At 40.7% G+C, this 16775-nt stretch carries 17 protein-coding genes, 2 tRNA genes and 1 pseudogene; 15 read left to right on the forward strand and 5 right to left on the reverse strand.

The annotated features are described in order from the left end of the window. Positions 1-117: pseudogene (locus GSF08_RS10220) on the forward strand (IS30 family transposase); the annotation flags it as partial. A gap of 44 nt (positions 118-161) precedes the next feature. Here GSF08_RS10220 and GSF08_RS10225 read toward each other — a convergent pair. Next, positions 162-365, reverse strand: a complete 204-nt coding sequence (locus GSF08_RS10225) for a type II toxin-antitoxin system antitoxin (protein ID WP_160625695.1) — start codon at positions 363-365, stop codon at positions 162-164. Positions 366-377: 12 nt separating this feature from the next. Then, entirely contained in the window at positions 378-1382 is a 1005-nt protein-coding gene (locus GSF08_RS10230) for an SPFH domain-containing protein (RefSeq protein WP_249806089.1), read from the reverse strand. 172 nt (positions 1383-1554) lie between these two features. Here GSF08_RS10230 and GSF08_RS10235 point away from each other — a divergent pair, with 172 nt between their 5' ends. Further along, positions 1555-1953, forward strand: a complete 399-nt coding sequence (locus tag GSF08_RS10235) for a hypothetical protein (RefSeq protein WP_347338002.1) — start codon at positions 1555-1557, stop codon at positions 1951-1953. 10 nt (positions 1954-1963) lie between these two features. On the opposite strand, the gene GSF08_RS10240 is transcribed toward GSF08_RS10235, so the two are convergent. Together GSF08_RS10240 and GSF08_RS10245 are read right to left on the reverse strand one after the other, a co-directional pair. Then, on the reverse strand, positions 1964-2926 hold the full coding sequence (locus GSF08_RS10240; protein ID WP_160625775.1) for an L-lactate dehydrogenase: 963 nt from the start codon (positions 2924-2926) through the stop codon (positions 1964-1966). 420 nt (positions 2927-3346) lie between these two features. Next, complete coding sequence (locus GSF08_RS10245; RefSeq protein ID WP_249806091.1) at positions 3347-4714, reverse strand: S1C family serine protease; 1368 nt, start codon at positions 4712-4714, stop codon at positions 3347-3349. A gap of 197 nt (positions 4715-4911) precedes the next feature. On the opposite strand from GSF08_RS10245, the gene GSF08_RS10250 reads away from it, so the two are divergent. The 11 genes from GSF08_RS10250 (at position 4912) to GSF08_RS10300 (ending at position 14843) form a co-directional block, all read left to right on the forward strand. Beyond that, positions 4912-5979 carry a hypothetical protein gene (locus GSF08_RS10250; protein ID WP_160625696.1) on the forward strand — a complete coding sequence of 356 codons (1068 nt, stop codon included), beginning with the start codon at positions 4912-4914 and terminating at the stop codon, positions 5977-5979. 104 nt (positions 5980-6083) lie between these two features. Next, a tRNA-Glu gene (locus tag GSF08_RS10255) sits at positions 6084-6159 on the forward strand. Between the two features lie 68 nt (positions 6160-6227). Further along, positions 6228-6872, forward strand: coding sequence for a flavin reductase family protein (locus GSF08_RS10260; RefSeq protein WP_160625697.1), 645 nt, complete (start codon positions 6228-6230; stop codon positions 6870-6872). A gap of 603 nt (positions 6873-7475) precedes the next feature. Further along, positions 7476-8108, forward strand: coding sequence for an RpiB/LacA/LacB family sugar-phosphate isomerase (locus GSF08_RS10265; protein ID WP_160625698.1), 633 nt, complete (start codon positions 7476-7478; stop codon positions 8106-8108). Positions 8109-8187: 79 nt separating this feature from the next. Further along, the gene (locus GSF08_RS10270) at positions 8188-8718 is read left to right on the forward strand and encodes a dihydrofolate reductase family protein (protein WP_160625699.1); all 531 of its coding nucleotides are present in this window, start codon (positions 8188-8190) and stop codon (positions 8716-8718) included. Positions 8719-8809: 91 nt separating this feature from the next. Beyond that, positions 8810-9367, forward strand: coding sequence for a sugar O-acetyltransferase (locus tag GSF08_RS10275; protein WP_160625700.1), 558 nt, complete (start codon positions 8810-8812; stop codon positions 9365-9367). Positions 9368-9417: 50 nt separating this feature from the next. After that, positions 9418-10686 (forward strand): replication-associated recombination protein A, encoded by a 1269-nt coding sequence (locus tag GSF08_RS10280; RefSeq protein WP_160625701.1) that lies wholly within the window; start codon positions 9418-9420, stop codon positions 10684-10686. 145 nt (positions 10687-10831) lie between these two features. After that, the gene (locus GSF08_RS10285) at positions 10832-11641 is read left to right on the forward strand and encodes a BtpA/SgcQ family protein (protein ID WP_160625702.1); all 810 of its coding nucleotides are present in this window, start codon (positions 10832-10834) and stop codon (positions 11639-11641) included. 2 nt (positions 11642-11643) lie between these two features. Beyond that, positions 11644-13155, forward strand: coding sequence for an FGGY-family carbohydrate kinase (locus GSF08_RS10290; protein ID WP_160625703.1), 1512 nt, complete (start codon positions 11644-11646; stop codon positions 13153-13155). Positions 13156-13337: 182 nt separating this feature from the next. Beyond that, complete coding sequence (locus GSF08_RS10295; protein ID WP_160625704.1) at positions 13338-14273, forward strand: AEC family transporter; 936 nt, start codon at positions 13338-13340, stop codon at positions 14271-14273. 69 nt (positions 14274-14342) lie between these two features. Continuing rightward, a complete protein-coding gene (locus tag GSF08_RS10300; RefSeq protein WP_160625705.1) occupies positions 14343-14843 on the forward strand; it encodes a hypothetical protein in 501 nt (166 codons plus the stop codon). Positions 14844-14895: 52 nt separating this feature from the next. On the opposite strand, the gene GSF08_RS10305 is transcribed toward GSF08_RS10300, so the two are convergent. After that, positions 14896-14971, reverse strand: a tRNA-Asn gene (locus GSF08_RS10305). A 95-nt stretch (positions 14972-15066) separates the two neighbouring features. Between GSF08_RS10305 and GSF08_RS10310 the strand changes: the two genes are divergently transcribed. Beyond that, positions 15067-15459, forward strand: coding sequence for a thioesterase family protein (locus tag GSF08_RS10310; RefSeq protein WP_249806093.1), 393 nt, complete (start codon positions 15067-15069; stop codon positions 15457-15459). A gap of 94 nt (positions 15460-15553) precedes the next feature. Continuing rightward, entirely contained in the window at positions 15554-16729 is a 1176-nt protein-coding gene (locus GSF08_RS10315) for a hypothetical protein (protein ID WP_160625706.1), read from the forward strand. Positions 16730-16775: the final 46 nt, after the last annotated feature.

A 16775-nucleotide genomic window follows, 5' to 3' on the forward strand; every position in this document is an offset into this window, starting at 1 on the left:
CAGTATTTAGATGATATAGCATTTAAAATCAATTCAATGCCTCGTAAAATGTTTGACTTTAAAACTCCTTATGAGGTAGAATTTCATAAATTACAATTTGGTGCGGTTGAGATTTGAATAAAGAAAACTCTGTATCAACAAAGTGATACAGAGTTTTTAAGTTATTTTATATCCAATTCAGGAGGTTCATCCATATGCTCAGATACATAGGAACCATTTTTCTTTCGCTGTCGCACACACTCGGATAAAAGATATTCTATCTGACCGTTTACGGAGCGAAAATCGTCCTCAGCCCATGCGGCAATCGCATTGTATAGCTTTGAAGAAAGCCGAAGCGGTATCTGCTTTTTCTGTGTATCGCTCATCGTTAAGCTTCGTTAATAAAGACTTCCTGAATTTACGATTGGCTGGGCGTCATGATTTCCACAGAGGACAACGAGCAGATTGGATACCATAGCCGCTTTGCGTTCTTCATCAAGTTCCACAATATTGTTTTCATTAAGACGTTCAAGTGCCATTTCAACCATACCCACAGCACCATCTACGATCATTTTACGAGCATCGATGATTGCGGATGCCTGCTGCCGCTGCAGCATAACTGCCGCAATTTCAGGTGCATAGGCGAGGTAGGTAATGCGGGCTTCAATAATTTCCAGACCTGCATCCTTTACTTTTGATTGAATTTCATCACGGATTCGCGATGCGACAATCTCACTGGAACCGCGCAAACTTCCTTCATCAGCTTGACCGTCTCCGGTGGTATCCACATTCGGTGATATATCGTAAGGATAAATACGGACGATGTTTCGCAAGGCACTGTCACATTGCAAAGAAAGATATTCTTTATAGTTATCAACCTCAAAGACTGCTTTAGCAGTATCAGTAACTCGCCACATCACTGCGATACCGATTTCTACCGGATTTCCCAAGCAATCATTGATTTTCTGACGATTGTTGCTGAGCGTCATGATTTTCATGGATATTTTTTTGCTTACCGCTTCCGCAGCAGCGTTGTTATTGGCATTTTTTACCGCCAGCTTCGTGATTCCGCCGTCCACATCTCCACTTTGACTTAAATGTGTCTTAGCGGCTGGATTAACAGCAGAACAGAAAGGATTGACATAATAGAATCCTTCTTCCTTCAAGGTACCCTTGTAGTTTCCAAACAGTGTTAATACAAGTGCTTCCTGTGGTTTTAATACCTTCAATCCAAGTAGGAAAAACCATCCGATACAAAGCCAGATGATTGCAATAACAGATACGGCCGGAAGTTCTTCCAGACATACGACCAAAGCAATCACAGCCACAATGTAAGAAATCAAAACTAAAAATAAAACCAGCATTCCATTCTTTTTGTTACGCAATACTTTCTCTTCCATCATATTCACTCCTTTTATATCTATTTGATATCATAAAGATATCACCTTATATATGCTTTGTCAAATATTTTCGATCTGATATCTCAATAAAAAAGAGTATTTGATTTCTTAGCGATTATCATGATTTATGACATCATTTATGCTATAATAACTCATATTATGAAATGGAGATGTTATGATGAAAGCTTGGCTGCAGCGTTTTATGTATGGCAGATACGGTGCTGATCAACTGAATATGGCATTGATGATCCTATTTCTGGTAATTGCGCTGACAACACCGTTTTTGAAAAACAACATACCTTTGATTTTGAATTTGGTGCTTATTGTACTGATTTACTTCCGGATGTTTTCACGCAATATCAGTAAGCGATATGCAGAAAATCAGAAATTCTTAAAGCTTTGGAATCCGATCCGTAATAAATTTCACTTTACGATAAAGCATACAAAAGAGCGCAAGGACTACCGTTTTTATAAATGTCCAAGCTGCAAACAAAAAGTTAGAGTACCCAAAGGGCGCGGAGAAATTACAATCACCTGTCCAAAATGTCATACGAAATTTGATAAGAGAACATAAAAGCCGCGATTTAAGCGGCTTTTTTTAAGATCGGATCAATTGTCTGTTCAATTGCTTCTTTTAATGTTTTACAGCTTACATCAAATTTTGCCTGATCGACATCAGTCAATGGAAGTCTGATAATTTCCTCTATTCCTTTACTGCTGATAATAGCCGGAACGCCGATATAGAGATTTTCCTGATGATATTCTCCCTGTTGATACGCAGAGACGGTTAGAATGCTATGCTCATCATGAAGAATTGCCGCCAATAATCGATTCAAGGATAGCCCGATCCCATAATAGGTAGCTTTCTTACGTGAAATAATCTCATAGGCCGCCTGCTGTACCTGAGTATAGATGTCATGTAAATCACTTAAATCCTTATGCCGCTCATCCAACAGCTCTAATAGACTCTTACAGCCGATATAGCAGTTTGTCCAAGGGACAAAGGAAGAGTCTCCATGTTCTCCCATAATATATGCATGAATATTGGCTGATGAAATATTCAAATATTCACTCATCAGATACCTTAGTCTTGCTGTATCGAGAATCGTACCAGAACCAATTACCTTTGATGCGTCTGCTTTGCTTACAGCTTTAACGACATAGGTCATGAGATCGACTGGATTGCTGGCAACGACATAAATTCCGCTGAATCCGCTTGCCGTGATTTGTTCGGTAACTCCTTTTACAATCTTGGTATTGATCTGTGTTAATTCCAGTCTGGTCTGCCCAGGCTTCTGAGCGGCACCTGCTGTTACTACAACAATCTGGGCATCTTTGCAGTCAGCGTATTCACCCGCCGTTATTCTCATTTTATTACGTGCATAAGGCAGGCCGTGTGACAAGTCCATTGCTTCGCCTACTGCTTTTTCATGATCAATATCTATCAGAACCAGTTCATCAATACCGGTTTGAGATAACAATGAATAAGCCATACTCATACCTACAAATCCAGTTCCTACTAAAACAACTTTACGTTTCTGTACCATTGATTCCATAAGCCACATCCTTTCCTTTAGTATAGTCAGTATAACATAAGGCTAAACATTCTCATTGCGATTTGCTTTTTGAAAAGAAATGATTATTTGACAGGTAATAGAGTAAAAATTTGTTGATGCAGTTTTGATAACGTTATATTTAAAACATATAGAAAATGGGAAGGTACTTGTAAAATAGAAAATATAGGCATGAATGATGGCATTGAGTATGATAATCGTTATAAACATGCAATGATAATTATTTTATGAAATGTAATCAGAATATAGTATTGTATGATTTGTTATTATGGAAAATCTAATCATAAGAAGGGACTTTGTGTTTATCAATTGCTTAGCATTTTCAAGTATTAGGGATAAAAAAGATCAAGCTTATCAAAACACAGAAAAGCACCCTCGCGGGTGCACTTTTGATTAATAGCCGTTTTTTCCATTTTCACTATTCTGGGAATTTTGATCCGTAGAATCATTCTGAGCAGCTTCTTTCAAGGTTACTTTAACACTTACTTTTTTTCCATCACGTTCGACAACAATTGTAACCTTGTCGCCGGCTTTATGAGAATGTATCACCGAAACTGCTTCACTTGCAGAACTGATTTCTTTACCATCGATAGAGATTATTTTATCTCTTACTTTCAAGCCTGCCGCTTGTGCTGCGGATCCATCGGTTATACTGGAAATATACGTGCCGGCATCATCCACACCAGCTCTGAATGCTGACATCTCATCATCGATATCAACGAGAGAAACACCCAGTGATGGACGATTGGCAACATAGCCGTTTTTCATCAGTTCTTCAATTACTTCCTTAGCATCGTTGATAGGAATCGCAAAACCCAAACCTTCAATACCGCTGCCGCTTGTTTTAGCATTGACAATACCGATTAATTCGCCCTTGGCGTTGAATAAGCCTCCACCGGAGTTTCCGGAATTAATGGCTGCATTAGTCTGCAGCAGCTTCATGCTTTCGCCCTCGACTGTGATATCACGATCAAGTGCAGATATAATTCCGGTTGTTACAGTACCGCCTAATTCGCCTAATGGATTACCGATTGCGATTGCTGTATCTCCGACTTCCAGCTTGCCGGAATCGCCAAGGACAGCCGGAGTAAGTCCGGTTGCATCTATTTTCAGGATGGCAAGATCACTTTGTGAATCCTTCCCGATTAATTTCGCTGTATACGACTTACCGTCCCGCGTTCTGACGGTAATTTTATTAGCTCCGTTGATAACATGATTGTTTGTGACAATATATCCGTCTTTGCTGAGAATTACACCACTGCCGGCACCTTTGGTAACCGCCTGCGACAGCATACTGTTGGTCTGTAAAGATTCAGTCTGTATTTCAACGACACTGTCCATAGTTTTGGCAGCGATATCGCTAACACCATTTGTGGACGTATTAACGGTTTTGGCAGATCCAGTATCGACTCCTTGATAAAATACGGTCTTGCCGTTGCTGCCATTCATATTCATAGCTACATAAGCACCGCCAAAACCTCCTGCACAGGACAGTATCAAAGCTCCGCTTAGAATTGCCGCTCCCTGATGCCGCTTGATGAAGCTTGGCTTCTTTAAATGCGAATTTGGAATATCATCCACAGCTTCTTCCTTGTTTTTCATTGAGGATTCCGCTTTTAAGTGTTCGCTTTCTATTGTATCTTCAGTCTTTGTTGATGTTTCCTCATGATCCATATGCAGCGCTTCCGTATCTGTTGAAGCATCTTCACCGGACTGATTCACGGTTTCCTCTACATTATTTTCTTCATGCTCATTAAACATAAGCAGTACCTCCTTTTGTTGTCATTATTATAGCCAAAAAAATGCGCAATAAATGTTCGTTATCATGTGAAATTTTAGGATTATTTGCAGAAAACCCTCGAAATTATGTGATGATATCGGAAAAAAAACGAATCGAAACAGGATTCTACCAATATGAAAAGTGATATAATAAAGTAAAGAAGAAAAGAGGGGTATACATGGCAGCAGTGAAAAAGACAGCTACTGTAAAACAGTTAGAGACGAAAACAGTAAAAAAAATCAGCAGCAAACCGGAAGCAAAACGGCTCACTGCCAAGGCAGCTCCAAAGAAAATAGAAGCTAAGCCGAAAGCTAAGCAGCTCACTACTACAAAAGCACCAAAGCAAATTACCGCAAATGAGCCAGCTAAAAAGATAACCAGTATCGACTCAAAGCGCCTGACTGATCGGGAACTATCAAAGCCGCCGGTAAAGAAAGACCGCTATGCGCAGCTGGATCTATCTGTATGCATGGAGTATATAAAAAAGATGGGAATTAAGGAAAGTATTGAGGATCTGACTGACATGCTTTCCAAGCAGAATGCCGCAGCTGTGAAGGAAACACTGTTGAAGTCCTATGGTATTAAGAAAACATCCTTTACGATCAAAAAGGATGGATTCAATGTGCAAGTGATAGATGCAGTCCTAAAAAAGATAGCGGAAAAGCATGCGGAGACTGGATCAGAATATGGTGACCTGAATGCTGAGATACAAGCTGTAAAAGCTCTTTCACTCACTGGTGACGATGAAAAGAATGCAAATCTCTATCACCGAATGTTTGCGGTCATGGAGCAGCTGCTGATGATTGGACAAAAGGTGAATGTCCATGAATTATCGATGATTGAAAAAAATATACAAATATCTGATTTAGAGACGGTCGTCCTGCAGTTCATGCAGATTGCAAATGGAGTACTCGATAAATTTTTGTATCGTGATGTTGAATTTTATGAATCCTTCATGTATGAATTTTGTTCGCAGTATGATGATATTTACTGGATCATTGAACAGGAATTACAGATGGATATCGCCGATCTGTATATTCGGCATCAGGATTATCAGCGGGGAGATGTGAACTATGGCTATTTGCTGCGGGAGAATGGTATTCGCGATAAGGTCTACTCAAGATTTGTTCGCGTGTATGAGAATATCGATCATGATAAAGCAAAAGGACTTGCCCATGAAGCATCTCGCTTCACAAGCGTGGATTCCCCGCATTATGCGTACATTCATAAGATTATGGCTTCGTGAAAGTAAAAAGATATTTGATAAAAAGAGTGTTATGCGCTCTTTTTTATTTTTTGCATATATTGCTTGACGCAGATGCGTCCGTTTGTTATAATAATCAAGCAATTGGCGCGTTGGAGAAACGGTTAACTCACATGCCTTTCACGCATGCATTCACGGGTTCAAATCCCGTACGCGTCACCAATTAAATAAGCAAGCTCACAAAGGTGAGCTTTTTTTATGTGCTATAATAGAAAAAAGAGGGTGAAATTATGAAAATTGAAGTTGATCGTACATTTCCGAAATACTTTCAATCAGCTTATCCGGAAGAGTTTAAATTGTTTTCCCATTTGGAAACCAGCGCTGCCATTCCACAGGTATTATTTGCCATTACGACCTGGAAAGAAAATGGACAACCGAATGTTTGCTTTCATTCGTGGAGCTGTTTCCATGGTGATCGGACCGCATTTTTTGCAGTACTAGGCGGTATATATCAGAAGACTCACACCTTTACCAATATGAAGCGGGAAAAGGGTTTTGTTTTAAATTTTCTTTCCATGAAATATTATGATTCCCTGACAAAAACCATCCATCATAATCGAATGGAGGACGATGAATTTCAAGCAGGAGGATTTACTTTGAAAAATGCTCAAACTGTACACGCTCCGTTGATTGCAGAGAGTTTTATGCATCTTGAATGCACATTAAAGAGCATTCAAGATATAAGCGAAGCGGGTATCACTGCCATGGTGATTGGTGAGATTCAGCAGGTAGCTGTCGATGAGGCCTTTGCCAAGGGTTATGAACGTTATGGAAAGGATGGTTTTATGATGATGATACCAGCACCGCAGAATCTGGTGAGTGGTGCAGTGAATCAAACTGCATTCGCAAATCTCACTATTCAGAAATATGATTAACGAAACAGGAGCATAAAGAGATAGAATCATACCATGATACTGCTAGTAATCAATGCCCAAAAGATATTATTAATCACAAACTGTATCGCTTTGAAGAATTTTTAATAGATATGAAACCCTTGATCCATGCCGTTAGAGAAAATCAAATCGAGTCATCTATGTCTGTCACAATAATGAACCGGATATCCTAATAATGAATTCCGTTAAACCGAGGTTTTACATTATGTAGAACTTAGTCCATTATCAAAGAACGAATTTTTTGATAAATTTGTAAATAGTGTTTTTAAAGATACAGGACATTTTGAATAACTCAGCACAAAAAGGAACTGATCATTGCGGATATATTATTGTGTGGATGCATCAATAATATATACATTCGATCGTGGTTTTCATGTCATAGATCCATCAAGAACAAATACAATGGTCATTAACTATTTCACGGCGGGTGAGACAAATTATCATTATTATGAAAACGTAATGTAGAATGCTTGAATTTGTAAATAGTCGTTGATTGTATAAAAATAAAAGATAAATCTTTATAAACAATGAATAAATAGAAACGAGTAATGTTCTCGTGAATAATAAGAAGATAGGAGAGAAATTATGAAAATTGCGGTCATTCAGGCAAGCTCGCAGAAAACAAAAAATGAATTGCTTTATAAATGTACACAAAAAGCGGTTGAAGCAAAGAGATATGAAGTCATAAATTTTGGCATTTATGCTGATGATACAATTGATTTTTCTTATATCCAGACCGCTTTTCTTATCAGTTTGCTGCTGGAAAGCAAAGCGGTAGATTTTGTGGTTACCGGATGTTCCTCCGGTCAGGGAATGATGCTTGCCTGCAATAGTTTGCCAGGAGTACTTTGCGGCTATGTGGAGAATCCTTCTGATGCATTTTTATTTGGCCGTATCAATGATGGAAATGCGATATCTTTTCCCCTGGGGCTTCAATTTGGATGGGCTGGGGAGATCAATCTGCAAGCTTCGCTGAATCATTTATTTGAAGAACCGTTTGGCTGTGGTTATCCGGAAACGGATGCACAAAGAAAACAAGCAGATACAAAACTGATGAAGGAGCTGAATGCCATAACCAAGCGCAGCCTAAAGGACATTCTTGGTGAATTAGAACCGCGTTTTGTGAAATCATGCCTGCAGCGTGATAAGGTTTACCAATATGTTTGTGATCATGGCGAAAACTCACCGCTGCTTGATATATTAAAAACATTTCGATAGCAGAATCACGTAATGCAGTTTGAAACCCTATGGGATTGGGAAAACTGATACCAGTCCTTGAACGGCATACGGAGGTTCTATGAGAAAAGTGATTTTATTTATTGCTATGAGCTTGGATGGCTTCATTGCCGATACAAATGGTCGTGTGGATTGGTTAGCTGGGCAGCAGCCAAACGAGGATGATATGTGTACCTATAAGGAATTTATCAAAGGCATAGATAGTGTGGTCATGGGGTGGAAAACCTATCATCAAATCGTAACCGAGCTTTCTTCTGAAGAATGGTTTTACAAGAATCTGAACAGTTTTGTAATTACTCATCATGATATTATTTCCAATGAGAAAATCACTGCTGTACATGGCGATGTATGTGCTTTTAAAGAGAGCTTGAAAAAGAAAACTGGCAAAGATATCTGGATATGCGGCGGTGCTGATGTGGTTTGTCAGTTGATGAAGCAGCAGCTGATCGACCGGTATCACCTATCCGTAATACCAACGATTCTTGGAGATGGGGTTCGTCTGTTTTCCAAGGTTGAAGAACCGCATAAACTGAAATTGATCAAAACCGAATCCTATAACGGTATCGTGGATGTGATTTATGAGAAACGTTAAAACAAGTGCTTTTGGATAAGGCGCTTTTTTATTGCTGGAAATAAAACAGCAGTTTGTATATAATAGGGATAATCAAAGTGAGGATACGCGTATGAGTGAAAAATCCAGAATGCTGAGGGGTGAGAGCTATCATGCAGCTGATCCCAAACTTGTATGGGAGCGGGATCGTGCAGCGAGAATTCTGCATGCATATAATAAACGTGTTTTTCATGAAATTGATATGCATAATCGATTGATGCGGAAGCTCCTGCATACCGAAGGAAATTTTTGGATCAAACCGCCTTTCTATTGTGACTATGGTTATAATATTTATATTGGGAAAAATGTAATGTTGAATTACGGATGTGTATTGCTGGATGTAAATCGGATTGAGATTGGCGATGATACCTTGATTGGGCCGAATACGCAAATATATACAGCATATCATGCAATGGATCCAACTGAACGCAAAAATGGAGTCGAGTATGGAAAACCGGTCCATATCGGTAAAAATGTTTGGATTGGCGGAGGTGCGATTATTTTACCTGGAGTATCAATTGGTGATCATACGGTAATTGGCGCTGGGAGTGTTGTTACGCATGATATCGAAGCCAATACGATTGCTTACGGGAATCCCTGCCGTCCGCAAACGATCAATCGAAAAGAATAGAAAAATCATTACCCGGGAAACAGGAGCTATGTGAAAATGAGGTGATCAGGATGCCATTAGCGGATACCATGCGTCCTCAGCGGATTGAGGAGGTTGTCGGACAGCGGCATATATTAGGTGAAGGAAAAGTACTGACTAGAATTATGGAAAGTAATATCCTGCCGAACATGATTTTTTATGGACCCTCCGGTACTGGAAAATCAACAGTAGCGAAAATTATTGCAAAGAATACGGATAAACAGTTCTTTCGTTTAAATGCAACGACGATTTCTTTGTCGGATATGAAAGAAGTCATGAAGGAAGCAGACAGTTTACTGGGTTCTAACGGTGTATTGCTGTTTTTGGATGAAATACAATATTTGAATAAGAAACAGCAGCAGAGTCTTTTGGATTATATTGAAACTGGACGGGTAACCTTGATTGCCTCGACGACAGAAAATCCCTATTTTTATGTATACAGCGCGATCTTAAGCAGATCGACCGTTTTTGAGTTTAAACCGATTACCGGCGATGATATACTGCCGGTGCTGAGACGGGGTATCGTCTATGCGAAAGAACATCTGCAAATTGACGCTTCGGTAACAGAAGCGGCATTGAATCATATAGCACAAGGCTGCGGCGGCGATGTGCGCAAGGCCTTGAATGCATTAGAACTCTGTCTGTACGCTGGAGCGAAGCAGAATAATCAAGTGATAGTGGACAAGGATCTAGCAAAACAGTTTACTCAGCAAAGTATACAGCGATTTGATCGCAGCGGGGATGAGCATTATGATACCCTGTCAGGACTCCAGAAATCAATTCGCGGTAGTGATCCTGATGCAGCGCTGCATTATTTAGGTAGATTACTAGCTGGCGGAGATATGCTGTCGGCGATCCGCAGACTGTTGGTGATTGCGGCTGAGGACATCGGCTTGGCTTATCCGCAGGCTATTTCGATAACAAAAGCATGTGTTGACAGCGCATTGCAGATTGGGCTTCCGGAAGCTCGAATTCCACTTGCAGAAGCGGTAGTGCTGTTGGCAACGGCGCCTAAATCAGATTCTGCGTATAAAGGTATTGCGAAAGCGATGGAAGATATTCAAAATGGCAAAGGAATTGGGTATCCTCGCTGTGTTCAAAATCAGCATACGGATGGAGAAGGCGGCTCGCTCGGTCAAAATTACCGCAACCCTCATAGTTATGCGCTGCATTATGTTGAACAGAATTATATGCCCGAGGATTTGATCGGACGGCAGTATTATGTTTATGGAGAAAATAAAACTGAACAAGCTGCTAAGTCCTATTGGAAAGCAGTGAAAACAAAAAATGAAAACAGGTAATCAACCTGTTTTTTGGTTATAAAGCAGGTTATCTATGTAAAAAGGAATAAAAAACGTTATATAACGTTATAAAGATGCTTTTATCATTGAAAAAGCAATTTTCCTATGATAGCATAATGTTATAACAAACTTTAGGAGGATGCATATGACTTGGTTAAAAGAGATGTTTCATACAGAAAAACCGATTATTGGATTGCTTCATCTGGAAGAACTTCCAGGTGATCCATATTATCGGGATGGTACGAGGATGAAGGATGTCATCGCCTTGGCCAAAAAAGACTTAATTGCTTTGCAAAACGGCGGAGTAGACGGCATTTTAATTACCAATGAATTTTCCCTGCCGTATCAGCGTAAGGTTTCGCAGGTAAACACCAATGCAATTGCGATGGTGGTCGGAGCATTATCGGATATGATCACCGTACCTTATGGGGTTGAGGCAATCTATGATGGAGATGCGACAATTGAATTATGTGCGGCTACTGATGCGCAGTTTACAAGATGTCTGTTCACCGGTGTATGGGCAGGAGACCTGGGACTAGTGGACCGTAACATTGCGGATACGATACGCTTAAAGCATTATTTGCGCCAGGATGATCTGAAGCTGTTTCATTTTATCAATTCTGAGGATGAGGTTTATCTGAACAACCGCAGTCTTGCCTCTATGGCAAAGAGCCTTGTAAGCAATGTCGCTCCTGACTGCTTTGTCGTAGCCGGAAGCGGCGCGGGGAATGGCCCGGCTATGGAAAATATCCATGAGGTTGTAGAGAATGGTAAGGGTACTCCGGTTTTTTGCGGAACCGGCTGCCGAAAAGAAAATGTTGCGGATATTCTCAAGATATGCAGCGGTGCATTTGTCGGCACGACGTTTAAAGTAAACGGACAGTCCCGCGGACGTATTGACGAAGCAAGGGTGCGTGCTTTTATGGATGTGGTAAAAGCTGCTAGAGGAGAATGATCATGAAAAATACCTATACGATGGGTATCGATGTAGGAACCAACGAGACTAAGGGAGTCCTGATCGATCATGCCTGCAATGTAATTGCTTTTGCCAATCGATCCCATTCGATTGAAAACCCAAAGCCTAACTACTTTGAAATGGATTGTGAAATATGGTATCAGGAGGCATGTGAAATTTCAAAAGAATTACTGGCGAAAAGCGGCGTTGATAAAGCAGCCGTGACAACGCTGGGCACTAGCGTTATGGGCTGTGACTGTATTGCGGTAGATGAGCAGTGTAAGCCTTTGATGAAAGCGATCCTCTACGGAGTGGACTGCCGAAGCTATGAAGAAATTCAGTATTTGAATGATTTTTATGGCGATCAGGCGGAAGCGGTATTCCGCCATGAAATCTGTTCCAGCGATATCGCACCGAAAATTTTGTGGATTCAGAAGCATCGCCCGGATGTGTTTGAGAAAGCTTATAAATTTCTGACCGGTTCCTCTTATCTGAGTGCGAAGCTGACAGGACGTTATGTTATCGATCAGTATCTTGCCGAGGATTTTTTCCCGCTGTATGATATTGATAAGGGTGAAATTGTCGAAGTAAAAGAACCGTTTTTCTGTCATCGGGAGCAGCTGGCTGAACTGGCTACGGCAATGGATATCATCGGCACACTTAACGAACAGGCAGCCAGTGATATGGGACTGACAGTGCAGACACAGGTTCTGTGCGGTACCGGTGATTCGGGTGCAGAAGCGGTGAGTACCGGTGTGTTCACCGCTGGAGATCTGATGGTGCAGCTTGGTTCTTCTTGTTACTTTGTTTATCTGTGCGATCATTTGGCAAAAAATACCGGTTTGTGGCCAGGAACCTTCATCATCCCGGGAACATACAGCATCCTGGCAGGCACCAATACTGCAGGTACGCTGACAAAATGGTTCCGCGATACAATGTATTTTGATAAATATGCTCAAGAGCGTGAAGGCGGTCTTAATGCATATTCCGCGATGACCGAGGATATTGCCGATGTGCCAGCGGGAAGCAACGGTCTGATTTCACTGCCGTATTTTGCCGGTGAACGTACACCGATCAATGATCCGCTGGCAAAGGGCATGATCATCGGTTTGAATGTATCGCATACCAGAGGGGATATGCTGAAATCCGCTTTGGAAGGAATTGCTTATTCCATTGCACAGCATATCGATATTCTGGAGGGACAGGGACTCCCATTAAAGAAGATCATGCTGGTTGGCGGCGGAACAAAAAATCCGCACTGGATGCAAATCATTGCCGATGTTCTTCAAAAGGATGTCTGCACGTGTAAAGTATCCTTTGGAGCGGCTTATGGAGACGCATTAATGGCAATGATCGCAGAAGGCTCCTATGCCGGTTGGGAAGAGCTGGAAGAAGTAGTGAAACCGGATCAGATTATTCATCCCAATCCAGCTAATCGGGAAATTTACGCAAAAGGAAAAAAATTGTTTAAAGAGCTGTATCAGATTAATAAAGATATTATGCATCAGCTATAAGAACCTTATTAAAGGTTCTTTTTTAAGGAAAAAATCCAAGCGGAAAATAACATACGGAATGATATGATAATAAAAGTAAATAAAAATTTTATAATTGTACTTGAAAAAGGCTTTTAATAAAGAATCCGATTGGGGATATTGAAAGAATTTTGTCTTTTATTTACAGAAAAGTGAGTGTGTCTATGAATACTTTATATTTTGCTTTTTCAACTGTTTTTCCGCTTTGTTTTACCTTGATTTTAGGATATCTGGCGAGAATGCTGAAATGGCTGTCTGAGGATGCCAGCAATCAGATGAATAAAGTCTGTTTTTATATCTTTTTGCCTACTTCGCTGTTTATGAGCGTCTATAAGAGTCAGCTTAAGATAATTGACTTTAAACTGATCGCCTTCGGTTTGGTAATCGTATTCCTGTTTTTTCTATTGGTATTTGCTTGGGTGCATCATACATCCTATGCTTCAATCACCAAAGGAGTCATGATTCAAGGAATGGCTCGAAGTAATTTTATTTTGTTTGGCATACCGTTGACTGCCTCTTTTTTAGGAAGTGATCAGGTTGGTACGACAGCAGTGTTGATCGCCTTTGTGATTCCGCTCTATAATGTATTGTCTATTTTTGCGCTGCAGTTGTATCAGGACAAAGGAAGCTTTCATTTGCTTTCTGTATTGAAAAAATCCTTGACCAATCCGTTGATCATCGGCACGATCCTGGCATTTATCTGTGAGCTGCTGACAATAAGGCTGCCTTCATTTTTGATTGCTTCCCTGGATTCAGTATCCTCAGCGGCTACGCCGCTTGCTTTGTTTCTGCTCGGCAGTAACTTTGTATTTGCTAAGCTTGGCAGTAATAAAAAACTACTGACACAGGTTGTATGCGCGAAGCTGGTATTGATGCCGGCAATCGTTTTAGGACTTGCGTATCTCTTGGGATTCAAAGGAGCGTCGCTGATTGCGCTGCTGGCAATGTCCGCCAGTCCTACGGCTGTTTCCAGCTATACAATGGCGCAAAGCATGCATATGGATGACGAAGCTGCCGGTCAGATCGTTGTCATAACGACTATTCTCAGTATCTTCACCATCTTTGTATGGATTATGATTATGAAAACATATATGCTTTAGAAAGGCGGGATTCCACTGGGAGTACTGCTTTTTCTATGATAGAATACGGGATAGAGGAGGCGTGTAAGCATGCAGTATTCATCAAAAATGAAAGATTTTCCGTATCGATCTTCAGCAATTTGCTATTTGACGGTAGATCACTGCGGTAAACTCGATGAGATAAATAAAAATGATCTTGTGGCAATGAAACAGTTATATCAGCGACTGCTGAATCAGGATGGTGAGCTTTATGCGGTATGGCCGCAGACTTCACCTTGCTGCTTGTATCAGGTAGATGATCTGTCGGCATTCGCTGAAGCATTTCATTTACTGGAACCCCAGCGGCATCTTCATGAAATTACTTGGAGCTATGATGATGGCGATGATGGCATATCAACATATGCGGTGATTCTTATACAGTTGAATTGCGGCTGTAGAATACGCTTTAACGGTTTGCGTCAGTTTGCTGAAGAAATGAGAAATCAAAAAGGCTGGATAATTGATCAAGACTGCGGAATGAGCATGTCATCAGAAGAGGAATACACTGTCTATAAGCTGCGTGTCCTGCGCTCCAGTCTGCATAACATTTAGATCACGTTAACCGATATAAAAAAACATCCGTTCTGGATGTTTATTTTATATATGGCGCCTAAAACAGGACTCGAACCTGTGACCTGTCGGTTAACAGCCGAATGCTCTACCAACTGAGCTATTTAGGCAAGTGCTCTATTATATTATCATAAAGTATCGGGGAATACAATATAGAAATGCAAGATTATGAATGCTATAATGCTTCCATATGGAGGGATGTTTGATGAAGGAAATAACTTTGGATACTAGCTATACGATGGAGTTTACTGTAGCGGATTTCATGAGCGCAAAGCAGGTGGGAAGCGGAGATGCAGATGTACTGGCTACACCGATCATGATTGCATGGATGGAAAATGCGGCGAAGCATGCTTTACAGCCGTTTCTTGAGGCAGGGGAAACAACGGTCGGAATCCATGTTGACTGTTCTCATGATGCGGCATCACCGATCGGCATCAATGTGAAAGTAACCGCGGTGGTGAAAGAAGTTCATCGGCGGATCATTACGTTTGATGTTTATGCAGAGGATGCGAAAGGGCCGATTGGAAGAGGCACACATGAGCGTGCCGTAGTGCTTAGTGATCGATTCATGCGCAAAGCAGCGGAAAGAAGTTTGTAAATTTTCTTGATACTTTTTATGATATTATAAGGAGCTTATTAGCCTGACTTCTTTGCACAACTGTTTTATAATAGAAGTGGAAGAAGGTGAGCATATGAGAAACAGAATTCGTTTGGTTATGGTCTCAAAAATTGATGATGGTTATCTCCGTGAGTACCTGCAAAGACAAGCTACCAAAGGATATCGTTTGACACGGATGATCGAACCGTTGCTTATTTTTGAAAAGGATGAACAGGCCGTTACGGAAATTTATACAGCTCTGCCCCGTGATAGCTTTGAAGCAGAATTGCGGATGCATAAGCCGCAGCCTGAACATGCGATGCTGAGCGGATGGCGGTTTCATATTTTAAAAGGCAAATACGAAGCACCGATATCCGTTGTATCGCAGTATCTGGATATGCTGATCTATCTGCTGTTATATGCGATGCTGCTGGGGGGAATGTTTCGCTATGCGGAATTTCTGCCTTTTTCATTTGAACGGTTTTTAGCGATCGCTTCGTTAAGCGGTATCGTTATTTTGTGGCAGCTGTTGTTTCTCGTATTGCGGATTCGATCTGTCAAGCTGTATAAAAAGCTTCAGCTTACCGTACCGTTGCGAAATCTGCTGGTAATAATTTTGGTTGTTATGTGGTTTTGCAATCTATATTCAAAATTTGATATTCTGCATATCATTTATATTTTGTTTCTGCTTATTTTGCTTTTCTGTGTGCGGATTGGAATCCTGAACGGTCATCATAGCTATTGGCTGCGCATAGCGATGCTGTTTCTTTCTATCGGTATTCTGATCCTTAGCGGTATGCAGTTGTATTCCCACAACACGGATGCCGCTTACCAATGCAAAAAGGATGCGTTTACCCTGTATTTGAAAGACCTTGGACAAAAGGCAAAAACTACCGACTGCGTCCAGAATGAAACATCTTATACCTATCAGGAAAGCGATCAAAAATATACCCATTGGTATAATGATGAAAGATTGCCAAGCCAAGATCGAGAAAATATTGTTTCCAATTTTTTTACACAATATGAAAATGAGCAGGGAGCCGCTGTGGAATATCGTGCTCAAAAACAATCATTAACAGATAATTATGGAGAACCAAATGATCTCGATCCATCATGGAATGTCGATCAAGGATGTTTCATATACGGAGACGGCATCGAGGTGCTTATGGTTCAAAAGGGAAATCGGATCTACCAATATACGATGGAAAAGGGAAACAATTATGATGGAGAATGGATGGATGTTGTAAAACAAAAATTCTTTACACAATGAATATTTTAATAATATAAAAAAGAAAGAAGAAGCTCAGACGAACTTC

The organism is Copranaerobaculum intestinale (genome assembly GCF_009831105.1).
GTDB classification, from domain to species: Bacteria; Bacillota_I; Bacilli_A; order Erysipelotrichales; family Erysipelotrichaceae; genus Copranaerobaculum; species Copranaerobaculum intestinale.